Source organism: Acinetobacter sp. YH1901134 (assembly GCF_013416965.1).
Taxonomy (GTDB): domain Bacteria; phylum Pseudomonadota; class Gammaproteobacteria; order Pseudomonadales; family Moraxellaceae; genus Acinetobacter; species Acinetobacter amyesii.
Genome location: NZ_VPEW01000004.1, coordinates 97,476 through 121,101, shown reverse-complemented (window position 1 = coordinate 121,101; position 23,626 = coordinate 97,476). Strand labels below are relative to the sequence as shown.

Below are 23,626 nucleotides of genomic sequence, written 5' to 3'. Positions count from 1 at the left end.
GCTATTACTCCTCACCTTCACGGATGATCAGTTGAATTTTTGTTGGGTTATAAGCATTACATGGGTTGTTTAGTTGTGGGCAATTAGAAATGAGGACAATTAAATCCATTTCGGCTTTAATCTCTACATATTTTCCAGGCGCAGAAATACCATCATCAAATTTAAGATGACCTTCCGCAGTCACAGGCACATTCATAAAGAAGTTAATGTTTGGGCCAATATGGCGGACATTTAAGCCATGTTTTTTGGCAATAGGATGCTGAGATAACGCAATCATGAAATTGTTACGGCAACTGTGCATTGGATATTTGTCATTTGCATAACGAACGGTGTTGCTTTCACATGAACATGCACCACCTAAAGTGTCATGACGACCGCAGTTATCATCATGAATGGTGGCAATTTTATTGCCAAAGTTGGTGTATAAAGCTGTGCCTTTTTCTAAATAGATTTGTTGATTAATCGCTAAGGTATCAGTTGCGCTATAGCGCTCTTCAGGGTTTGATGCCGAGATAAAGAGCGTATCAACCGCTTGATTGCCCTCTAAGTCTACTATACGGAAATATTGCCCTTTCTTCACTTCACACATCCATGCTTTACCGGCAGGACAAACTTCACTTAATACTGATTTTTCTAATTTCATTAATGCAATCATGTTGTATCCCCCAATTAAGCGCTAAGTGCGTAGTAACGATTGTTGTTTTGGAACGCACGCTGATTTTGCGGACATGAATCTCGGCAAATGTCGCTGTCGCCTAAAGATAGTGCTTTAAACAGTGAAAGCTGAACATCGGCAGGTGCATATTCAGTGCTGTTATCTAGAGCATGTGGTGCAGCAGATAAAAAGACCAAACAATCCATTTCAAAGCGAAGCTCAATGATTTGATTTGTATTGTCCGTAGCAACATAGCTTAAGTTGCCGTTGTCATCAGGTTGAACTTTAGAGAATAAATTTAAGGTACTGCTCAGGCCAGTTGCAGATAAACCAAACTTGGTCATTTCAAGCAGTAAGCTATCCTTACCACTGCGGTACATATCGTTACGGGCATCTTGGAAAGTTTTTGAACCAAATTGTTGTTCGATTTGTTGTGCTGTACTTGGTGCACAAAATGCATCGTTCCAAGCATGATCGTCTATGACTATCGAGATCATGGCACGACCTAAATCCGATGCCAAAATATGACCTGTACTTAAATATGCTGTGTGTTGACCTTTGAGACTATCTGGCATGTTGTAGCGTTCAAGCTTATCTTCACTATTTACACAGTACAGCGCCACATTGGCATTTTTTCCAAGGGATTTAAGCTGTAATACTGCCCCACGCTGAATACGCGCTGACCAGTGGTGTCCGCCCGGTAAAAGTTCAGTCCATAGTTCTTTATCATCATGATAATGTGTTGTGCTCATTGCAGCCTCTGCCTAATTCTTAACTATTTACCTCCCGGGCTTTTATCCCTCCGTGCAGCTTTGCTTTGAATTAAAACGAAGCCGTGAACTCTCGGTCGCAGTCATACATAGAAATGTATCGGAACCCTAGTTCACTTTATGATGTATATAGAAAAGCAAAGGCTGTGCCAATTTGGTATTACGGTTTGAATAAAACGTAATACTAAGGCTTTTAGGGTTCGTTTTTGATGCTTAAGCTGCAGTATTGGTTTTAAATTGCGCTATTTTTGAACTGTCCATCTGCTTAGGTATGCATCATCCTTGTGCATGTACAATCATGGTTAAGTGTTTTTGAATTTATATTTTTTAGATTTCTTCAAAATAAAAAGCCCAATTTTAGTATTGAGCCTTTCCTGTGATGTTGCATACAGCTGCTTTCGCTTTTAACTTGCTGCTTTATAAAATGGTACCGAGCCATTCACAGTTGCACGATGCATAATGCGGTGCGCATCACCATAGTCAAACAGCGCTTTGTGCTGCGTGCAGCGGTTGTCCCAAATGGCAACATCACCTTCTTGCCATTTCCAGCGCAAGTGAAATTCTTCCTTCACTGCATGTTCAAACAAGAATGTCAGCAATGCATCGCTCTCTTGTGCATTCAACTCATTAATCTGCGTCGTAAATCCTTCATTCACAAACAACACTTCAACGCCTGTTTCTGGGTGTGTACGTACGACCGGATGCACTACTGGCGGATTTTTACGGAAACTATTTTCAAGGCGTTCGCGGTCTGCTGCTGTAGTACCAAAGCGCTCTAATGGAAAAGACTTACGTATATCATGTGTCGCTGTCAAACCGCGTAGTTGCTGTTTTAAATCTTCACTGAGCGCATTAAAAGCTGCTGTACCGCTGGCCCACAGCGTATCCCCGCCAAATTCAGGGATTTTAATCGCTTGCAACACACAGCCCAATGGCGGTGTCTGACTAAAGGTCACATCAGTATGCCAAAGGTCATTGTCTCTTAAATCTTGTCTGTGGCTATCCAGTACAATCACTTCCGGTGCATCATCCATCGCAGGGTAAATCGGATGAATATGTAAAGTACCAAAAGTTTTTGCCAACGTCACTTGCGACTGTGCGCTAAGCGCCTGCTTTCTAAAAAAGATCACTTGATGCTGCAATAGTGACTGTTTTATTTCCTGCAGCAACGGTGTATCGGCATGGTTTAAATCGATACCTTCAATAACAGCGCCAATGTTTGGGTTAATTTGCTTTGCTTGCAATGACATAATTAAATCTTCTTCAATCTCTAGATCTGTTTACAGCTGTTGGCCATACCAAGGCGCCAACTGCTTTTGCAGCCAACGTAAAAATAGCTCAAAACTTACTGCGACAATCGCGATCACAATAATCCCAAGAATCACGGTATCAGTAATTAGGAACTGAGCCGCAGACTGCACCATAAAACCAATACCGCGATCAGCAGCAACCAACTCTGCAGCCACCAGTGTTGACCAGCCCACACCCAAGCCAATACGCACACCCGTTAATATGTGCGGCAAAGCTGTTGGTAAAATCACATATTGCAAAACCTGCAACCGCGTTGCGCCTAAAGATAATGCTGCACGTTCACGGTTTTTTTGATGGCTGATCACACCATGTGCACTGCTGATAATAATTGGCGCCAAAATTGAAAAGAAAATCAGCAGCACTTTGGTGGTTTCACCAATACCAAACCAAATCACCAATAACGGTAAATACGCAAGCGGTGGAATGGGACGGAGTAGCTCCACAAGTGGATCAAATACAGCACGTACCCATTTGTTGAGTCCCATCCATAAACCTAAAGGCACACCAATCACAATAGCAGCAATGAGTGCGCTAAACACACGGCCAATACTTTCAGCCAAATGCTGCCAAAGCGTGGCTTTCATAAAACCTTGCTGGCTGACTTCAATAAACTTCTGCCATACCGCTGCTGGACTTGGTAAAAAAAGCTCAGGAATAATTTTCAAAGTGGTTACGACAAACCAAAGTACTAAAATGCTCAGCACGCTGCCGATGCTTACAATAAGTGGTAAATTTTTTCTAAATATAGAAGTAGAGGAACTTCTGTTTAATGTTGCTGCTTCTGCACGATTTTCGCTTAGATGAGCCTTATTTAATTTTTGAATTTGCGTATTCATATTAAGACTCCATCACATGTAATTTTTGCGCTTTTAAGCGTTCAAACAACATTTCACGCAGCTGAATAAACTGCTGATCAGACTTAATCGCTCGTATAGATTCGCCTTTACGGTAGCGCTCAGCAAAATCCAGCTTGAGCGTTTCAACAATCGTCCCCGGGCGCGCTGTCATCAGCACCAATTGATTGCTTAATAAAAGCGCCTCTTCAATATCATGGGTAATTAAAAAGAAGCCCTTTTTATCTTTAATCCATAAATCCAGTACGAACTCCTGCATGCTTTCTCGGGTAAATGCATCGAGTGCTGCAAAGGGTTCATCCAGCAAAATAAATGGTGCATGACTAATCAAGGCTCGTGCAATACCGACGCGCTGTTTCATACCGCCTGAAAGTTCCCAAATATTGGCATTTGCCACATGCGACAGCCCTACGGTATTTAAAATAGATGCAACTTGTGACTTTATCTCCGTACTTTTTAAGCCTTTTAATTTCAAGGAAAATGCCACGTTATCTGACACATTGAGCCAAGGCAGTAAGGCATGTTCTTGGAAGACCACAGCACGTCTTGCATCTGGGCCAGTTAGAACTTCATCATCGATTTTGACGTGGCCAGCGCTCACCGGTTGAAAACCCGCCAGAATATTTAAAAGCGTCGTTTTGCCGCAGCCAGACTCGCCAAGTACAACCGTTAAAGTCGATTCAGGTACGTCCAAATTGGTATTTTTTAGTACAGCCACCTCATGTTCAGGATAGGTCAGGCTAATATTTTCCGCTTTTAAGATACTCATTTTCACATCCTTAAGGCTGAACAAATAAGGCTGTTACATTGTCCTTGTAATCAGCTTTAACTTTATCTACTTTGCCTTGGGCTTTTAAAAAGGTTGCTGTATCTAAAATATTCTTGGCAAAATCTGTGCTGAAACTTTGAGCTTGCTGCTGTTGGTTCAAATAAATATTGCCAGATAGCAGCAATGGAATATCTTTCGCATCAGAACCGGTTAATTGCGCAATGCTATTGATATAAGCAGTATTCGCTTCAAACGCTTTCGGATCTTGATTGTATTCATCTATTTTCTTTAAAGAAGTTTGAACGAAAGATTTTAAAAACTCTGAATTTTGCTCTGCAAAGTCTTTACGAACCACCCATACATCAAAGGTTGGTGTGCCCCATTCTGCAACTTGCTTAGAATCGGTCAGAACTTTACCTGTGGCACTCGCCTTACTTAAAGCGGGTTCCCATACATAAGTCGCGTCAATATCACCACGTTCCCACGCTGCTGAGATTTCAGGCGGGCGCAAATTAATAATTTTGACCTCAGCCTCAGATAAATTCCAATGCTTTAATGCAGAAAGCAGGCTGTAATGTGCTGTAGAAACAAAAGGGACAGCAATGGTTTTACCCTTTAAGTCTTCAGGTTTTTGAATGCCAGATTTATTGCTCACCACTAAGGCTTCTGAAGCACCAAGTTTTGCTGCGATAAAAAACACTTCAATAGGTAAATCACGGCTGGCGGCAGCAGCTAAAGGACTTGTCCCAATATTGCCAATACTGACATCACCTGATGCCAAAGCATTTACAACGTCTGCGCCCGTATCAAATTTTTTCCACTCAATTTTTTGTTGGCTGTCTTTTTCATAATCGCCATTGGCCTGCGCCACTTTGCTCGGATCAACACCCGTTTGATAGGCAATGACTACCGCTTTCTGCTCTTTTTGCGCAGCCGTTGAAGTGTCAGGAGTAGATTTTTTAGCTTGGAAATATACGAAAGCAGCGATCGCCACAATGACGATCGCCGTAATAATTAAAGGTTTTGATTTGCCGCTCATATTTTTTTCATAAAAAGTGATAACTAATTCACATACTAATCAGTCAGCTTTATGATTAAAAATAAGTTAATTGACAATATTTATCACAAAATTGCATTTATCGATTAGTGGAATACTTATGCTTTTATTCACTAAACGTCTAGCAATCAATTTTCTGCACGAGATCTTTTAATGGTATTTTTTACTTCACTAAGATTTCATGGAACATATGACGTAGCCATTGATGGCTGGTTTTATGATGGCAGGACATATGCCAATATTGCTTCACGCCATAGGTTGGAAATGCAATCGGTGCGTCAAATATTTTTAAGTTGCCGCGCGAAAGCAATACTTCACTCAAGTAGTACGGCACAGTTGCAATCGCATCAGTGTCTTGCACAACCAAGCCCACACCTAAATAACTAGGTAATCGCATCAAAATATCACGTTTTAAATCAAGGTTAAGCAACTCATTTTCAATATGGTAGTGCCCCATCCCAGCATCAATATCAATATGCGACTCTGATAAATATTGCTCAGTTGTAATGGTGTCACCCGTTAATCGTGGATGATCCTTAGCTGCAATCACCACATAATATTGCTCAAACAGTTTTTGTTGATAAAAACCGCTTTCCAAATGTGGTAAAAACCCCAATGCTAAATCAATTTCACCATTCGCCATTTGATAACTGGTTTCAGTGGTAATCGGGCGTACATTCAGACGTATTTGTGGCGCGTGTTTTTTTAGATATTGGCTGATTTTAGGCAATAAAACCAAATGCGAAACATCGGTCATGGCCAAAGTAAATTGTTGATCTGAAATGGCTTGATCAAAATTAATCGTAAAATTATTAATGGCTTCGACTTTACTCAAGGCTTCGCTAACTAAAGGAAATAATTGACGCGATAACTCCGTAGGCACCATTTCATTGCCGATACGTAAAAATAAGGGGTCGTTATAATGCTGTCGTATTTTATTTAAAATATTACTGACTGTAGGCTGACTCATCTGCAAGTGTTCAGCAGCTTGTGACACATTTTTGTACTTATAAACATGAAAAAAAATGCTAAGAAGTTTACAGTCCAATTCAAACACGAAAGATTTAATCCCTAATTAAATATTGCAAGTTATGCTGTGCATCATCTGCTGAATTATACAAAAAGCCAATAACGAAATATTACTTTTATTGCAGATGAAACGCCAGTTTAGCCTGCTCAGTTGCATTTGGCTTTTCAACACTCCAATCCGTCCGCATAATAGACACAGCTCGAATTTGGATATCAACATGCTTCAAGGAAAAAAACTGGTTTGTTTTGATTTAGATGGCACACTTATCGACTCTGTTGGCGTGTGGAATCAGGTCGACGCAGATTTGATTCAACAGTTAACTGGACAAACCATCCAACTGGGTTTAATTCAACGTGAACGTGACATTCAGCTGCAATTATTTAAAAATACACCAGACCCTTACTTAATGTACTGTAACTATCTAAAAGATACTTACAGCATTGAACAGCACACAGCAGATCAAATCAAACAGCAACGATATGCCATTTCACAGCATTTTTTAGAACATATCATCTTGCTTAAACCACATGCAGCGTTATTTGTTCAACAGCTTATTCAGCAAGGCATTCAGGTGGCAATTACCACCACGACCAGCCTGCAAAATATTTATCGATATCAAAAAAATATCAACATTTATCCAAAGCTGCATTTTGAAAATAGTTTTGATCTGATCCTGACCCGTGAAAGTGTCAAAAATATTAAGCCGCATCCTGAAGTCTATTTACAGGCGATTGAACATTTTGCAGTTCGACCTGAAGAATGTTTAATTTTTGAAGATTCACTCATTGGTGTAGAAGCTGCAAATGCAGCAGGCATTGAAGTGGTTGCCGTGTATGATGCATATTCAGAGCACGAAATTGAGCAAATCAAAAATAAAGCGGATTATTTTATCCATGATTTCTCTTCGGTTCTGAACTAAGTTAAAGTAAATAAGCGTTCGCTTAAAAGTTAAAAAGCAGCCCAACTTAGAGGCTGCTTTTGATATTTTTGCATCAATAGATAATTGATCTATTTTACTTTTTTATAAATGGATCCAGACCCGACTAAATTTCCCGTTTTTTCGTCAATCGCAAATTCAACAGCACCTGTCCCAGAGTTTACAGCCAGTAACCCAGATTCAGCGACAGATGCAGGTACAGGATTTTTCTTTTCAGATTTACCACTTTTTTTATCTTTTAAAGTATTGGTAATGAAATAGTTTTCACCATTTTTACTAATAATCAACGCATTTTCAAGTTGCGGATCTACTGCGGTATTTTGCCATGTTCCAGCATAATCAGGCGCTGGACTTTGTTTACATGCAGTGAGGAGAACTGCGAACAACATCGCAGAAAATAATTGAATCTTTTTCAAAATACTGACCTTCTTTGTCAATGAGTTTTGCATTATAGAAAGCCTTGAAGAGAACTTAAGACCGTTCATGTTGTGCAAAAGTTGCAAACCAAGTCCTGCTGTTTTTCTTTTGTCATGTTTTGAAACATTTGTAGTCTTTCATAATAAATAAGCCCACTTGATCGTGGGCTTATTTAAATATTTTCAATCTTTAGATTTATACGATTTGACGCATTGAACCGGTTTCTTCAAAAGTGGCATGCCAAGACAAAGCCTCTTTTAAAATATGCGGCGTTTGACCACCAAGCTCACATGCGCGTTCAAAGTAGCTCAACAATGCTGCGCGATAATCTGGATGTGCGCAGATTTCAATGACTTTACGTGCACGCTCACGTGGTGAAAGACCACGTAAATCTGCCAAGCCCTGCTCTGTAACCACGATGTCAACGTCGTGGTCAGTGTGGTCGGTATGACTCACCATTGGCACGACAGATGAAATCGCACCGCCTTTTGCAATCGACTTGGTTACAAAAATGGCAATGTGCGCATGACGAGTAAAATCTCCTGAACCACCGATACCGTTCATCATTTTGGTACCCGTCACATGGGTCGAATTTACGTTTCCGTAAATATCAAACTCAAGCGCAGTATTAATCGCAATAATGCCTAAACGTCGAATGATTTCAGGGTTATTGGATAGCTCTTGTGGACGTAACACAATTTTGTCTTTGTACTGATCAAAATTGTTCATCACGTGCTGTGCACAAGGCTCAGATAACGTCATTGAACAGCCTGAGGCAAATTTCATTTTTCCAGAATCAATTAGCTGGAAAGTACAGTCTTGTAGTACTTCTGAATACATTTCCAAATCATGGAAATTAGAATGCTCGAAACCAGCAAATACAGCATTGGCAATCGAACCCACACCTGACTGTAGCGGGCCTAAATTTTCAGGCAAACGCCCTGCTGCTACTTCACCTTCAAAGAAATCAATCAGGTGCTGAGCAATCGCTAGGGTTTCAGCATCAGGTTCATCCATTTTAAACTGGGTATCTGGCAGATCATTCAACACAATAGCTGAAATCTTATCGGGGCTGACATTGATCCCAATCGTACCAATACGTTCACCGACCTGAGTCAGTGGAATTGGCCCACGGTTTGGTCGCGCTTTCGGCACATAAATATCATGTACACCTTCAAGCACTGGGTTAATCGTATTATCAATTTCAATAATCACATGATCTGCCATTTCAATGAAATTGGCTGAGTTACCACATGAACCTGTCGGAATAACTTGACCATCTTCTGTAATTGCAGTCGCTGCAATAACGGCCACATTAATGCGCGGTAAATTATGATGACGAATATTATCGGCCATTTCAGACAAGTGTTGGTCAATATACATGACCTCGCCAGCGTTAATGGCTTTACGTAAACCAGGATCTGCCTGATACGGATAACGACGTTCTATCGCATGCGCCGCATTGAGGCGACCATCGATACTATTTCCTAAACTAGCACCCGTTGCCAACGTGATACGAAGAGGATGTGAAACTGCATGATCTGCAAGTGCCAATGGAACCGTCTTTGCCTCACCTGCACCACCAAAACCACTTAAACCAACCACTGAACCATCTTGAATTAACTCAATCGCTTTTTCAGCAGACATTACTTTGTCGCGAAGGGAGAGTAAGCGAATGCGATCTAAACCATTCATAATTAAATCTCAAAAAATAAATATCTCAAAATAAACATCTTTTTTCGCCATCCCAGCGAACTGAGATAGCGTTTGTTATTGCTTATCTAAAAACGTACTTATCTAAAAGCTTACTTATATAAATTGAGGCAAATTAAATCAGTTCAACCGCAATTGCAGTTGCTTCACCGCCACCAATACACAGTGCTGCGACACCTTTTTTACCGCCAGTGCGTTTTAAGGCATGAATCAGCGTCACAATAATACGTGAACCAGATGAACCTAGTGGGTGACCAAGTGAGCAAGCACCACCATGAATGTTCACTTTTGCTTCATCTAAGTTAAATCCATCAATCGCCAGCATTGTAACCATGGCAAATGCTTCATTGACTTCCCACAGGTCAACTTCTTGTGCATCCCAACCGGCTTGTGCAAGTACTTTCTCAATAGCACCGACTGGAGCAATCGTGAACTCTGACGGATGCTGTGAATTTGTAGCATAAGCAACGACTTTCGCCAGTGGCGTTAAACCACGTGCTTGAGCCGTTTCTTCTGATGTAACCACCAAAGCTGATGCACCGTCAGAAATTGAGCTGGCATTGGCAGCTGTGATCGTGCCGTCTTTTTTGAATGCAGGACGCAGTGTTGGGATTTTTTCAGGCTTAGCACTTAATGGCTGTTCATCTGTGTCAACAACGACGTCACCTTTACGGCTTTTAACAGTAACTGGCACGATTTCATTTTTGAAGAAACCGCCTTGAATCGCTGCAACGGCTTTATTGAGTGAGTTGATGGCAAAAGCATCTTGCTGTTCACGGGTATAGCCTTTTTTATCTGCCATATCTTGTGCCAGAATACCCATCGATAAACCTGTCTCAGCATCTTCTAAGCCTTCTTGGAACATGTGGTCTGTGGTTTTACCATGACCCATACGATAGCCTGAACGCGCTTTTTCAAGTAAATATGGCGCATTTGACATCGATTCCATACCACCAGCAACCACAATATTAGCAGAACCAGCTTTAATCGCATCGGCTGCTTGCATCACCGCCTTCATGCCTGAACCACAAATTTTATTAATTGTGGTGGCACCCGTTGTATCTGGTAAACCTGCTTGACGCATCGCTTGGCGTGCAGGACCTTGTTTAAGACCAGCCGGTAATACACAGCCAAAAATAACTTCGTCAATATCTGTAGGTTCTAAACCTGCACGTGCAACAACAGCTTGAATCGCTGCAGCACCTAAGTCTGGGGCTGTACAAGATGAAAGTGAACCCTGAAAACCACCCATCGCTGTACGTACGCCATCTACAATTACAATCATTTCTTATTTCATCCTGTTTTAAATCTTTTAACCCCAAGGAACCATGACTGGTTCCTCAGATTTTCCATCTTAATGTTTTTCACAGTGGTTTCGATGAAACTTTAAGATTGAGCGGTGAAGTATTCTTCAGATAGCTGCATGATAAGTTCAGAACCTGCTTTAATGCGTTGAGCACGGGCAGCAAGGTCAGGTAGAACTTTCTCAACATAGAAATCTGCGAGTACCAGTTTGTTTTGGAAGAAGCTCTCTGGTTTTGCAGCCGCAGCTTTGCTAATACGTGCAAACATATAAACAAAGCTGAGTAAACCAACTGCATGCAGATAATCGACTGCAACCGAACTGCTAAAGTCTGGTGTAGTTTTAGATTGTTCAATAATGAATTGCGTTAATGCTTCAACTTCGTCAGAAACTTGCAATGCTGCAGATTTAACTTTTGAATCTGCCATGGTTGCAGCAAAATCACGAATTTCAGTAATGTATTCGGCAATAAATGCACCATTACATTTCGTGGTTTTGCGTCCAATTAAATCAATCGCTTGTACGCCATTTGTGCCTTCGTAAATCTGTGAAATACGTAAGTCACGAATGCATTGCTCCATACCCCATTCACGGATATAGCCATGACCACCAAAGCACATTTGCGCTTCTAAAGTAGCTTGTAGGGCTGTATCTGTTAGGTAGGCTTTTGCAATAGGTGTCAATAAAGCCACGCGGTCATTGGCTTTTTTCACAGCAGCTTCGTCAGTTGAATATTTTGTAATATCCAGTTGCTGGCCAACATACACAGCAAATGCACGAGATGCTTCGTTGTTGGCGCGTACATTCAACAACATACGACGTACATCACCATGTACTAAAATAGAGTCTGCTGGTTTTTCAGGAGATTTCACACCTGTCGCAGAACGACCTTGTAGACGATCAGTCGCATACTGTGCAGCATTTTGGTAAGCAAATTCTGCAGCGCCAATCCCTTGGATACCCATCGATAAACGTTCATAGTTCATCATGACAAACATCGCCGCAAGACCTTCGTTTTCTTTACCAACGATATAACCTTTGGCACCATCAAAGTTCATAACACACGTTGCAGAACCTTTAATACCCATCTTGTGTTCAATTGAACCCGCTGAAACAGCATTACGTTCACCGACTGAGCCATCGGCATTGACATGGAATTTTGGAACGATAAACAATGAAATACCACGTGAACCCGCAGGTGCATTTGGCGTTTTTGCTAACACAAGATGGATGATGTTTTCACACAGATCATGTTCACCACTGGTGATGAAAATTTTCGTGCCTGTAATGTTAAATGAACCATCTTCATTCGGCTCTGCTTTGGTTTTAATGATCCCCAAATCAGTCCCTGAATGTGGTTCAGTTAAACACATAGTGCCTGACCATTCACCCGTATAAAATTTTGGAAGATAGGTTTCTTTTTGCTCTTGCGAAGCACGGTCATTAATCGCCATACCTGCACCCACAGTCAGTAGTGGATACAACATAAATGATGGATTGGTACTCCAAATCATTTCGTCAGCAAGTACTGTCAACATTTTCGGCATGTTTTGGCCGCCCCATTCTTCAGAAGCGCCTAAACCAACCCAACCACCTTCAGCGAATTGTTTAAAAGCGTCTTTAAACCCTGTAGGCGTAGTAACAACACCATTACTAAACTGCGCACCACCTTCTTCATCTGCAGTACGGTTCAAGTCTAGAATAACGTTTTTAGAAAACTTAGCCATTTCTTCTAAAATGGCATTTGCAGTCGCCATATCAATATGAGCTAAGTTTTCATTTGACTGCCAGAACTCATCTGCATTGAATACATCATTTAAGATGAAGTCCATGTCCTTTAACGGCGCATTGTATATTGGCATTGTACTTTCCTTTTCTACAGGCTTTGTCAGCGTCTTTGACAAAGTACTTTTTTAAAGTTGCACGCTCCCGCACAAAATCATCAAATCAATTTTGTGTGGATTTTTTAAAGATCTGTTTTTTCAGATAGATATCTAAAATGGATATAGATAACGTGTTTTTACCGACAAGTGGAAAATAACCACCTGATATTTTGAGCAGCATTATTTTATTACAATTAAATAAATTTATTGAATTGACTAAATTTATAATTGGTAATTGATTAAAACCAAACATAATAGTACCTATAATCATGTTTAATTTAGGTTGTATTAATAACATAACAACCAAGACCGTTTTGTTAAATGCTGCTTTTGTTGTAAAAGCGAAAAGACAATAAATTAAAAAAAATAAAAATGGAATTTTATTTCAAAAAAATGACCTCAAGGGTTCAGTTTTATTGACATTAATTTTATGCTATGAATTCTATATGTTTTACGCACTCTACTAATGTGTTTATTTTTAAACCAATTTATGTAATATTTGAGACCATAGTGGAATGTAAGATTCACAAGATTTAGCTTAAGCTAGGCTTGTTCACCCTCAAGATGTTTATGGAACAGTTATCATGAGTTCAGTACGCCAACAAAATTTTATCCTTCGCAAGGAAAAAATTTTAGCCATGGCAGAAACCCTGCTATTAGATAATAATCAAGACATCACCTTAAGTGAGTTAGCTTGTGAACTAGATATTGCCAAAGGCACGATTTATAAACATTTTAAAAGTAAAAACCAATTATATTTAGAACTGATTATCTTAAATGAAAAACGATTATTAGAAATTTCAAAAAAATATAATCATGATATTAAAACTTATGTTTCACAATATATGCTTTATAATATGTTGAATTCTAACAGAACTATATTATTACATGTCATTGAAGAACGCTTAACCAATAATGAACGTAAATTAAAAGAGTTATTTGAAGAGCTCTATCGTGTTCGTGAAGAACGTATTATTGAAATTAAGGACATGACCAGTGATTATCTAAAATCACTTGAAAGCGCAATGTCGATACGTGATTATTTATCTTATATTTGGACGGTCACTTATGGTGCATCCCTACTCCTCAATTCAACGCATTATCAAAAATCAATCGGTTCACGTGAACGCTTAATCAAGCTATATATTAATCAGGCGCTGATGACGCCAGATAAAATTTCAGCCGTATAGAATTGATTTATAAATAAAAAAGCCGAACAATTGTTCGGCTTTTTTTTCATTAAACAATATCTAGGTTATGCAATCACAGGTGGGAAGCCATCTTCGGTTAAAGCGCTAATCAATTGCTCTGCACTGGCACTAGATTCAACGTCAACTAATTTTGTAGCTACATCAATAGTGACCGTTGCATTTTCGTCTAAGTCTTTAATCGTTGCTGTTACGCTACGGGCACAACCACCGCATGTCATATTATCAATACGAAATTTCATGATATTCATCCTTCTTTTCTAATAACAACACTATAAACCTTGCCGCGATTGTAAGGTCAAGCGGATTTAAATCTTTGCTGTATGGCAGCACTCAGCCATGCCCGTTTCGATTTGATTTAAAATCGTACAATCGGCTTGATCATTACCGGCACAGCCATCGACGGACTGTTGCAAGATCTCAACCATGGCCTGTAAGTCTGCGATTTTTTGATTTAAGGTCTGGATATGTTTTAACGCCAATGCTTTAACTTCTACACTTTGCCGACTTTGATTTTTCCAAAGCCCAAGTAAATCTTTCATTTGTTCAGAAGAAAAACCTAAATCACGCGCATGTCTTAAGAAACTCAAGGTTTTAATATCGGCTTCCGAGTAAACTCGATAGCCGGCATCGGTGCGCTGCGCATTATTTAACAGCCCAATCGATTCATAATAGCGGATCATTTTTGCAGAAATGCCCGATGCTTTCGCTGCTTGTCCAATATTCATCTCAAGACTCCTGAAAAACTGGCCCTTTAAATGCTTTTAAACGCAAGGCATTTGACACAACAAACACCGATGAAAGTGCCATTGCACCTGCGGCGAACATAGGTGAAAGCAATATGCCAAAGAATGGATATAACACACCTGCAGCGACAGGAATCAATGCTGCATTGTAAATAAATGCCCAAAATAGGTTTTGGCGAATATTATTCATCGTCGCAGTACTCAGTGCGATCGCTGTCGGTACCATTTGTAAATTACCCGACATAAGCACAACGTCCGCGGCCTCTATCGCCACATCTGTCCCTGTACCAATAGCCATGCCGACATCTGCTTGCGCAAGTGCAGGCGCATCATTAATGCCATCGCCGACAAAACAAACAACACCATGTTCTTTTTGCAATTGTTGTACAGATTGCACTTTTTGGTCTGGCATTACTTCAGCGATCACATGATCAATTTTCAACTGTCGTGCTATGGCAGTTGCAGTATGTCGGTTGTCGCCTGTAATCATGGCCACTTTCAGTCCTAAATCATGCAAAGCTTGAATGGCTGTAAAGGTTGTGGCTTTGATCGGGTCGGCTACAGCCACAATGGCAGCAAGCTGTTGATCGATCGATACATAGAGCGGGGTTTTCCCTTCATTTCCCATGCGTTCTGCAAGTACTGAAAAGATTTGTGTATCTAAACCAAGTTTATGCATCAAATGATCTGCACCGATAAAAATGCTTTGTCCTTCAACAACGGCCTGAATCCCAGCACCAGTCACGGAATCAAAATGCTCAACCTCTAAAAGTTGCACTTGCATCTCTTTTGCAGCTTGAACAATGGCATATGCAATCGGATGCTCAGATTTCTGCTCTACAGAGACCAATAACTGAAATACGCGATCTTTATCAAAATCTTCAGTGACTTCAAAATCAGTTAATTTCGGTTTACCTTCCGTCAATGTCCCTGTTTTATCGACTGCAACCACTTGCGTATTTTTGAGTTGTTGTAAGGCTTCACCTTTACGGAACAAAACTCCAAGTTCTGCACCTCGCCCTGTACCGACCATAATAGATGTTGGCGTTGCCAAACCCATTGCACATGGACATGCGATGATCAGAACTGCTACAGCATTGACTAAGGCATAGGTTAAACTCGGTTCAGGTCCTACAACATACCAAACTAAAAAGGTGATCAAGGCCAACGCCATCACCACCGGTACAAACCATAACGTGACTTTATCCACCAAAGCTTGAATCGGTAATTTTGAACCCTGAGCTTGTTCGACCATATGGATAATTTGTGCCAAAACAGAATCTTGACCTACCGCAGTGGCTTGTATTTTCAATGCCCCATTTTGGTTAATGGTTCCGCCGACAACTTGATCACCGGCTTTTTTCTCGACAGGAATTGGCTCTCCACTGATCATGGATTCATCAATATAACTGTTCCCAGACACTACAGCACCATCGACTGGGCAACGTTCACCAGGCCGAATTTCAATCAACATACCTGTTTTAACATCACTAATCGGCAAATCTATATAGCTACCAGATTGCTCTACACGTGCTGTTTTGGGTTGCATACCGACTAAGTATTGAATAGCTTGCGATGTTTTACCTTTGGCTTTCGCCTCCATAAAACGACCCAAAAGAATCAACGCCACAATTACTGCGGCTGCTTCAAAGTACACATGAACCGTACCTTGCGGTAATAATTGCGGAGCAAATGTTGCAACACAAGAAAAACTATAAGCAGATAAAGTCCCGACTGCGACCAAAGAATTCATATCCGGGGCAAGTCGCGCAAGTGCTGGTATGCCGTGCTGATAAAAGCGTCTTCCGGGTAGGATTAACACCAAAGTGGTTAATATAAACTGAATATACCAACTATTTTGTGTCCCTAAATTATGCGCAATAAAATGATGAAACGCTGGAATCATGTGTGATCCCATCTCCAAGATAAAAACAGGAACAGCGAGTACCAATGCGATGATTAAATCACGTTTGAGTAACCGAGCCTCATCGGCTTTTTTTTCTGCCATTGTCGGTTGTTGCTGCGTAGCAATGCTAGCACTGTATCCCGCTTTTTTAACTGCCGCGATCAATTCTTGTGTTTTTGAAGCGGGAGCCTGAACAAAAGCTTTTTCACTGGCTAAATTTACAGTTGCTTTACTAACACCGTCTACAGCGTTTAAAGCTTTTTCGACTCGTGCTACACATGAAGCACAGGTCATACCGTCAATATTTAATTCAATATTAGGCTGTGCAATATGAAAACCTGCTTTTTCTACGGACTTCGCCAATGCAGAATTTTCAACAGATGCCAATGCCGTAATCGTGGCTTTTTCAGTTGCCAAATTCACTTTTGCATCAATGACCTCTGGAACTGTCTTTAAGGCTTTTTCAACACGTGCAACACACGATGCGCAAGTCATCCCTTCAATTTCAAGTTCAAGCTGCTTTTGTGCAACGCCAAAACCGGCCTTTTCAACGGCCTGAATCACCGCCGGATAATCCACACTTTTATCACTCTGAACATGTGCTGTTTCAGTGGCTAAATTCACTTGAGCATCAGTGATGCCATCGACTTTTTTTAAGGCTTTTTCCACCCGTGCCACACAAGAAGCACAGGTCATCCCTTCAATAGCAAGTGTGCCATCAAAAAGTTTGTGTTCTGTCGAATCTGTCATGGCAACATCCCAATCATATGTGCTTGTTTTAGGCTATAGCTTAAACTTTACCACAATGGGAAGGTCAAGTTTTTCTGACTCACAGCAAGGCTTTTTTTTACGATATAAAAAATTGCGAATATTCAAAAATATAATCAATAATATTGAATAATCATTATTCAATTAGTTTGTTTTTCTGATATTAAAACTACACCTTTCCTCATTATTCAGTAAGATAAAGATTCGTGACCACCAAACGAATTACTCTCTTTCGCATGTACAAACTGTCGAACATTTGCTTTAACTGCGCATATTTGTGTGCTTTTTTATTTTTAATTTTAAGTTGGAGTCTAGATCATATTGATGTTTGGGTCACTCAAGTGGTTATCCCTGCTGTCACGATATGCATACTCTTAGGCTTCCTGTTTAAATACATCGCTCGAAAGTTAGGACATGAACCGCCTAAACGAAAAATAAAACAACAGAATGCCAAAAACGATGATCAAGACGCGGCTTAAGACACTTATAAATAACAAAATCATCAATAAAAAAGCCCATTCAATTGAACGGGCTTTTTTTCATGTCAGACCTATTAGTCAGCACTAATATCTTCAAATAAAACTGAAGAAAGGTAACGTTCACCACCATCCGGTAAAATGACCACAATGGTTTTGCCTGCATTCTCAGGACGTGCAGCAAGTTTTGCCGCCGCAGCCATAGCAGCACCGCTAGAGATACCCACTAAAATACCGTCATGAGTAGCCGTTTTACGCGCCCACTCAATTGCTTCAGCACTTTCAATACCGATCACTTCATCAACAAGGTCTAGATCTAAGTTACCCGGAATAAAGTTAGCGCCAATCCCCTGAATTTTATGCGGCCCAGGAGTCAGTGTTTCGCCTTTTTTCGCTTGGGCGATAATCGGAGATTCAGCCGGTTCTACCGCAACAGAATAAAGCGGCTGATTTTTCACTTTTTCAAAATAACTTGAAATGCCAGAAATCGTACCACCTGTACCTACACCCGATACTAAAATATCCACTTTACCACCAGTTGCTTCCCAAATTTCTGGGCCAGTAGTCAATTCATGAATTTTAGGGTTTGCAGGGTTTTCAAACTGTTGTGGTAAATAATACGTTTCAGGATGTTCGGCAACGAGGCGCTGTGCTTCTTCGACTGCACCTTTCATGCCTTTAGCAGGTTCAGTCAATACGAGATTTGCACCAAAAGATTTCAACACCTTACGGCGTTCGATACTCATACTTGCTGGCATGGTTAATGTAATTGCATAACCTTTCGCTGCTGCAACAAATGCCAAAGCAATGCCTGTATTGCCACTTGTAGGTTCTACAATATGCATACCCGGTTTTAATAAACCTTTTTCTTCTGCATCTGCAATGAGAGCTGCACCTACACGACATTTCACTGAAAATGCTGGGTTACGGCTTTCAACTTTAGCCAAGACCGTTGCTTCTGACTGAATCGCACGATTAATACGAACTAAAGGTGTATTACCAATCGCTTCAGCGTTATTACTATATACTGCGATACCTAAATTACTCGTTGCTGGAAAAGCTGAATCTGTTGTCATGACTATTTATCCCTTGTGTATTTATTGAATACGATCTTTAGATGATACAATTATTTTCAAAGTGTGCATGATTTTTTAAGCTAATGTCTTATATTTATGTGCATTTTGTGAAAGCTTGCACTAAAATCAAGCAATAAATTTAACTGATTAACTAAATTTAAACTTATAAAAATTAATGATATTTGATTTCATAAAAAACCATAGAAATTGTCTTATTTATTCAATGTATTAAGCCGTGATATCCGTATACTTGAGCTGTTGTTAATCGTATGGACATATCCAATGAATACCGATCTGGAAATCACTACTATGCGTGATTCTGCCGAATTAGTCGTGGGCGTTTTAAAGTCGCTGGCAAATACGGATCGTCTACTAATTTTATGTCATCTAGCACAGCAAGAATTGAATGTGTCTCAGATTGAAGAAATCACTGATATTAAACAGCCAACCCTCTCACAACAACTGATGATGTTACGCAAAAGTGATGTTGTGACCACGCGTCGTGATGGAAAGCAAATTTATTATTCAATTAAAGATGCAAATTTAGTTCAAGTTCTCAATACTCTTTACCAATTGTATTGCAACCAATCTTATAAATAACACTCAGTTATTTTAAAATTTCAAGCCAGACATGCTGTTCTTGCACCACTATAGATGAATTATCGCAATGGACAGCAATTCAATACCTTAATTTACCCTCCACACTTCTTTTAAATATCAATAATTATTTCGAATATCCTAAGCTTTAAATCAGCTCATACTTTTCATTAATTCATTTAGAATGATGGTTTCTTATATATCCCACAAATGTACTGCAATATTGTACGGTCAAATTTATTGCACAAGACTTCTTAGCATTTTTTGTGCATAATATATATGAAATTGTGATTTAGATAAGTTTATGTCAGATTTAAAACCTCATTTCTTACAGAAATTTCCAGCTTGGCAGTGGTTACAGCACTACAGCCCCGTGAAATTTAAATCTGATGTACTTGCTTCGCTGATCGTGATTGCCATGTTAGTCCCTCAAGGTATGGCGTATTCCATGCTTGCAGGTTTACCTCCAATCATGGGTTTATATGCCAGTATTTTACCGATGATTGTCTACGCCCTCATTGGTGGAAGTTCAACCTTATCGATTGGCCCTGTGGCAATCATTTCGATGATGACTTTCGCCACGCTCAATCCGCTATTTGAAGTTGGTTCGCCTGTTTATATTGAAGCAGCGACACTTTTGGCCTTAATGGTCGGCCTGATTTCTCTGCTGCTAGGTGTACTACGTTTTGGTTTTTTAATTCAGCTGATCAGTCATCCTGTCATTAAAAGCTTCATTATTGCCTCGGCTCTGCTCATTGCGCTCGGTCAGTTTAAGTTTCTCGTCGATGTCCCGCTAAAAGCCAACAACATCCCTGAGTTTGTTTTAAGTCTGTGGGAATACCTGAGTTTAACTCACTTTGCTTCACTCATCTTTGGTGTGCTGGCCATACTGTTTTTAATCTATGTACCAAAAATGTTGGCCACTCAATCAATTCAATCTCGATTCGGCTCTACTGCCTTTCTAAGTAAAGCACTTCCATTGATACTAGTGGTGATCTCAATTGCATCGGTGATGTTATTTGACCTGCAAAATGTCGGCATTAAAACCGTCGGTGAAATTCCTTCAGGATTTCCACCCTTAAGCTTTCCACATTGGAACTGGGAACTGGTACAAACCTTACTGCCCGGTGCAACAATGATTGCCATGATCAGTTTTGTTGAGTCACTGTCTATTGCCCAAGCCACTGCCTTACAACAACGAAGCCAACTCAACAGTAACCAAGAGTTGGTCGCTCTAGGTTTAGCCAATCTAAGCGCTGGGGTTAGCTCTGCCTTTCCAGTGACGGGTAGCTTATCTCGTACAGTGGTTAATGCAGATGCAGGTGCAAAAACCCCGATGGCAGGTGTGTTATCGTCATTGCTGATTATCGTTGTCAGTCTCTACTTCACTGGTTTTTTCCAAGACTTACCTTTAGTGATCTTGGCGGCCACAATTATTGTTTCCATTTGGAAATTAGTCGACTTTAAACCTTTTGTGGATACATGGCGTTATTCAAAAGCTGATGGTATAGCGATGTGGGTGACCTTTTTCGGTGTGGTGTGTATCGACATTTCTACAGGTCTCATTATTGGCATTATTTCTACCTTTATTCTGTTGTTATGGCGCATCAGTCGTCCACATATTGCGGTGATCGGTTTAGTCGAGGGCACACAGCACTTCCGCAATGTACAGCGCCATCATGTCTATACCGCACCACATATTCTCTCGCTCCGTATAGATGAAAATATCTCGTTTTTAAATGCCAATACGCTTAAAGGTTTCCTGATTAATGAAGTCAGTGAAAATATTGACCTAGAACATGTTGTTATCAACTGCTCAAGCGTCAGTTCAATTGACCTCAGTGCCTTAGAAATGTTGGAAGATTTAAATGCTGAATTATCAAAATTAGATATTCGACTGCATTTTTCCGAGGTCAAAGGCCCTGTCATGGACAAATTGCAGCACTCAAAACTACTCACGCATTTGAGTGGTCAAATTTTTCTCACCCACTATCAAGCCGTTACAGAGCTTGCGACAGCCAGTTCTGAGTACCAAATTTAAAGGCCTATTAGCTCACTGTTTAATCAATGCGAATTTGATAAACAGTGAGTTTTGAAGGGTTTACATTTTAATACACAAAAATAGATTATAAAAAACAAAGGTTTATTTTTAAATTAAATTATTTTTTAAGCATTCCACATTTTCGTATAAAATACAGGGCTAATTTTCATCATTTTGTCATTGTAATTCTGACAAGGCTCTCCTATGTTTTCAGCATTTACACGCTTGAGTTTAGTAACCCGAATTATTATCGCCATTATTTTAGGTGTATTGGTTGCTGTTGTTGCTCCAGGCGTTGCACCCTATTTAAGTTTGCTTGGTGATTTATTCATTAAGGCATTAAAATCCGTAGCACCGATACTGGTCTTTGTACTTGTGCTGTCATCCATTGCAAATTTCAAAGTGGGTAGCAGTAATGCATATATTAAACCAATTATATTGATGTACGCTATTGGTATGTTCCTTGCTGCTTTAAGTTCAGTAGTAGCAAGCCTTTTATTCCCTAGTACATTAATTCTTGATGTTGCTGCAGAAAACCTTGTGCCGCCAGGCAGTCTTGCTGAAATATTGAAAAACTTATTATTAAGTTTTGTCGCAAACCCTGTTACAGCAATTTCTGAAGCAAATTTCATTGGTATTTTGGCTTGGGCTGTTGCCTTAGGTATTGCATTTCGTCATGCATCAGAGAACACCAAAGTCTTTTTATCTGACGCTGCTGATGCAGTGAATAAAGTGATCCGTTTAGTGATTAACTTTGCACCTATTGGTATCTTCGGTTTGGTTGCTGTTACATTTGCCGACTCAGGTCTAAAAACGCTTGTTAGTTATGCGCACTTACTTGCGGTATTACTCGGTACCATGTTCTTTGTAGCTTTGGTCATTAACCCACTAATGGTGGCATTTATGACTCGCTCAAACCCGTTCCCATTGGTTTTCCAATGTCTACGTGAAAGTGGTATCACTGCATTCTTTACACGTAGTTCCGCTGCAAACATTCCAGTTAACTTAGACCTTGCAAAGCGTCTTGGTGTACCAGAGTCAACTGCAAGCGTAGCGATTCCTTTAGGTGCAACTGTCAATATGGCAGGTGCATCGGTCACAATTACAGTCCTCACACTAGCAGCAGTTCATACTTTGGGCATTTCTGTTGATTTCAGCACAATGTTGATTTTATCAGTCGTTGCTACCGTTTCTGCATGTGGTGCTTCAGGTGTTGCTGGTGGTTCATTGCTGCTTATTCCAGTGGCTTGTGGCCTGTTTGGTATTTCAAGTGATATCGCGATGCAAGTTGTAGCCATTGGTATGGTTATTAGCGTTCTCCAAGATTCAACTGAAACCGCTTTAAACTCTTCGACTGACGTATTATTTACAGCTGCAGTAGACCGTGGTTTAAGATAATATCCTGATATTGGGTACTTTTTAAGGCGAGGCCATGCCTTTACAGACTTTACCGCTTTGGATACAACTGGGTGCTTTTTTCCTCGCAGTGAATGCAGGAATGATTAATGTACTTGGACTGGTGACCATCTTGCACCAGTCAGTATCTCACATGACCGGTAATGTCAGTATGTTAGCCATGGCCTTCATTGCATGGCAGCCAAATACGATTATTTATTTGATTTTAGTCTTACTCTGTTATGTGATTGGCTCATTTTATAGTGGGCTTATTCTTGGAAATAGTCACTTTAGCTTAACCAGACGTTATGGCGTCCCATTAAGCTTGGTGGCTTTTTTTATTGTCCTGTGTTGGCTACTATTGCCCTATTTTCCACGTTACGCTTTGCTTTGGGCATGTGTGGCTATGGGTATACAAAATGCAATGGTTAGCCACTATAAAGGTACCATTATTCGTACCACACACCTTTCTGGTGTTTTGACGGACTTAGGTTTGGCTTTGGGTTATAAAGCCCGTGGACTTCCGGTTGAGTCTAAACGTGTGGTCTTACATTTATTAATTTTGGCGGGATTTATCGTTGGTGGCATACTTGCCAGTTGGCTTTATCCTTATTTAAAATTAAACGCATTCCTGATTCCTGCCGCACTCAGTTCAGTCATGAGCGCAGTATATTGGATCATCTATTTTCATTATCGACATATACACGATTAGTT

The 23,626-nt window shown here is 40.2% G+C and carries 21 protein-coding genes, 1 pseudogene and 1 riboswitch; of the genes and pseudogenes, 6 read left to right on the top strand and 16 right to left on the bottom strand.

Annotated elements, in window-relative coordinates; genetic code table 11:
* Positions 1–4 precede the first annotated feature (4 nt).
* The 7 genes from FTV50_RS04480 to FTV50_RS04450 form a co-directional block, all read right to left on the bottom strand.
* Positions 5–655: an urea amidolyase associated protein UAAP2 gene (locus FTV50_RS04480; RefSeq protein WP_180023644.1), complete on the bottom strand. Its 651-nt coding sequence runs from the start codon at positions 653–655 to the stop codon at positions 5–7.
* A 14-nt stretch (positions 656–669) separates the two neighbouring features.
* Complete coding sequence (locus tag FTV50_RS04475; protein WP_180023643.1) at positions 670–1,407, bottom strand: urea amidolyase associated protein UAAP1; 738 nt, start codon at positions 1,405–1,407, stop codon at positions 670–672.
* Between the two features lie 29 nt (positions 1,408–1,436).
* Positions 1,437–1,548: riboswitch (guanidine-I (ykkC/yxkD leader) on the bottom strand.
* A 281-nt stretch (positions 1,549–1,829) separates the two neighbouring features.
* Complete coding sequence (gene tauD / locus FTV50_RS04470; protein WP_180023642.1) at positions 1,830–2,675, bottom strand: taurine dioxygenase; 846 nt, start codon at positions 2,673–2,675, stop codon at positions 1,830–1,832.
* Positions 2,676–2,705: 30 nt separating this feature from the next.
* Positions 2,706–3,572 carry a taurine ABC transporter permease TauC gene (tauC, locus tag FTV50_RS04465; RefSeq protein WP_078193790.1) on the bottom strand — a complete coding sequence of 289 codons (867 nt, stop codon included), beginning with the start codon at positions 3,570–3,572 and terminating at the stop codon, positions 2,706–2,708.
* Between the two features lies 1 nt (position 3,573).
* On the bottom strand, positions 3,574–4,359 hold the full coding sequence (locus FTV50_RS04460; protein ID WP_180023641.1) for a taurine ABC transporter ATP-binding protein: 786 nt from the start codon (positions 4,357–4,359) through the stop codon (positions 3,574–3,576).
* A gap of 10 nt (positions 4,360–4,369) precedes the next feature.
* Positions 4,370–5,398 (bottom strand): taurine ABC transporter substrate-binding protein, encoded by a 1,029-nt coding sequence (tauA, locus tag FTV50_RS04455; protein ID WP_180023640.1) that lies wholly within the window; start codon positions 5,396–5,398, stop codon positions 4,370–4,372.
* A 181-nt stretch (positions 5,399–5,579) separates the two neighbouring features.
* Positions 5,580–6,473: a LysR substrate-binding domain-containing protein gene (locus FTV50_RS04450; RefSeq protein ID WP_078190935.1), complete on the bottom strand. Its 894-nt coding sequence runs from the start codon at positions 6,471–6,473 to the stop codon at positions 5,580–5,582.
* Positions 6,474–6,663: 190 nt separating this feature from the next.
* On the opposite strand from FTV50_RS04450, the gene FTV50_RS04445 reads away from it, so the two are divergent.
* Positions 6,664–7,365: an HAD family phosphatase gene (locus tag FTV50_RS04445; RefSeq protein ID WP_180023639.1), complete on the top strand. Its 702-nt coding sequence runs from the start codon at positions 6,664–6,666 to the stop codon at positions 7,363–7,365.
* Between the two features lie 89 nt (positions 7,366–7,454).
* On the opposite strand, the gene FTV50_RS04440 is transcribed toward FTV50_RS04445, so the two are convergent.
* The 4 genes from FTV50_RS04440 to FTV50_RS04425 all read right to left on the bottom strand — a co-directional run bounded on the left by FTV50_RS04440 (position 7,455) and on the right by FTV50_RS04425 (position 12,678).
* Entirely contained in the window at positions 7,455–7,772 is a 318-nt protein-coding gene (locus FTV50_RS04440; protein WP_372491152.1) for a hypothetical protein, read from the bottom strand.
* Positions 7,773–7,995: 223 nt separating this feature from the next.
* Complete coding sequence (locus tag FTV50_RS04435) at positions 7,996–9,495, bottom strand: succinate CoA transferase (protein WP_171319206.1); 1,500 nt, start codon at positions 9,493–9,495, stop codon at positions 7,996–7,998.
* A gap of 133 nt (positions 9,496–9,628) precedes the next feature.
* A complete protein-coding gene (locus tag FTV50_RS04430; protein ID WP_078193795.1) occupies positions 9,629–10,798 on the bottom strand; it encodes a thiolase family protein in 1,170 nt (389 codons plus the stop codon).
* Positions 10,799–10,899: 101 nt separating this feature from the next.
* A complete protein-coding gene (locus FTV50_RS04425) occupies positions 10,900–12,678 on the bottom strand; it encodes an acyl-CoA dehydrogenase C-terminal domain-containing protein (protein WP_078193796.1) in 1,779 nt (592 codons plus the stop codon).
* A 605-nt stretch (positions 12,679–13,283) separates the two neighbouring features.
* Between FTV50_RS04425 and FTV50_RS04420 the strand changes: the two genes are divergently transcribed.
* Positions 13,284–13,889 carry a TetR/AcrR family transcriptional regulator gene (locus tag FTV50_RS04420; protein WP_078190941.1) on the top strand — a complete coding sequence of 202 codons (606 nt, stop codon included), beginning with the start codon at positions 13,284–13,286 and terminating at the stop codon, positions 13,887–13,889.
* A gap of 65 nt (positions 13,890–13,954) precedes the next feature.
* Here FTV50_RS04420 and FTV50_RS04415 read toward each other — a convergent pair whose 3' ends face one another.
* The 5 genes and pseudogenes from FTV50_RS04415 to cysK all read right to left on the bottom strand — a co-directional run bounded on the left by FTV50_RS04415 (position 13,955) and on the right by cysK (position 18,879).
* Positions 13,955–14,149, bottom strand: coding sequence for a heavy-metal-associated domain-containing protein (locus FTV50_RS04415; protein ID WP_078190942.1), 195 nt, complete (start codon positions 14,147–14,149; stop codon positions 13,955–13,957).
* Between the two features lie 66 nt (positions 14,150–14,215).
* Positions 14,216–14,635, bottom strand: a complete 420-nt coding sequence (gene cueR, locus FTV50_RS04410) for a Cu(I)-responsive transcriptional regulator (RefSeq protein WP_111884371.1) — start codon at positions 14,633–14,635, stop codon at positions 14,216–14,218.
* 1 nt (position 14,636) lies between these two features.
* Entirely contained in the window at positions 14,637–17,123 is a 2,487-nt protein-coding gene (locus tag FTV50_RS04405; protein ID WP_373683676.1) for a copper-translocating P-type ATPase, read from the bottom strand.
* Between the two features lie 24 nt (positions 17,124–17,147).
* A pseudogene (locus FTV50_RS16850) lies at positions 17,148–17,255 on the bottom strand (cation transporter); the annotation flags it as partial.
* A 625-nt stretch (positions 17,256–17,880) separates the two neighbouring features.
* Entirely contained in the window at positions 17,881–18,879 is a 999-nt protein-coding gene (gene cysK / locus FTV50_RS04400; RefSeq protein ID WP_111884368.1) for a cysteine synthase A, read from the bottom strand.
* Positions 18,880–19,161: 282 nt separating this feature from the next.
* On the opposite strand from cysK, the gene FTV50_RS04395 reads away from it, so the two are divergent.
* The 4 genes from FTV50_RS04395 to FTV50_RS04380 all read left to right on the top strand — a co-directional run bounded on the left by FTV50_RS04395 (position 19,162) and on the right by FTV50_RS04380 (position 23,624).
* Positions 19,162–19,479 carry a helix-turn-helix transcriptional regulator gene (locus FTV50_RS04395; RefSeq protein WP_078193801.1) on the top strand — a complete coding sequence of 106 codons (318 nt, stop codon included), beginning with the start codon at positions 19,162–19,164 and terminating at the stop codon, positions 19,477–19,479.
* Between the two features lie 301 nt (positions 19,480–19,780).
* Complete coding sequence (locus tag FTV50_RS04390) at positions 19,781–21,517, top strand: SulP family inorganic anion transporter (RefSeq protein WP_180023637.1); 1,737 nt, start codon at positions 19,781–19,783, stop codon at positions 21,515–21,517.
* Between the two features lie 204 nt (positions 21,518–21,721).
* Positions 21,722–22,915 (top strand): serine/threonine transporter SstT, encoded by a 1,194-nt coding sequence (gene sstT, locus FTV50_RS04385; RefSeq protein WP_078193803.1) that lies wholly within the window; start codon positions 21,722–21,724, stop codon positions 22,913–22,915.
* Between the two features lie 34 nt (positions 22,916–22,949).
* Positions 22,950–23,624, top strand: coding sequence for a YoaK family protein (locus FTV50_RS04380; RefSeq protein WP_180023636.1), 675 nt, complete (start codon positions 22,950–22,952; stop codon positions 23,622–23,624).
* Positions 23,625–23,626 lie beyond the last annotated feature (2 nt).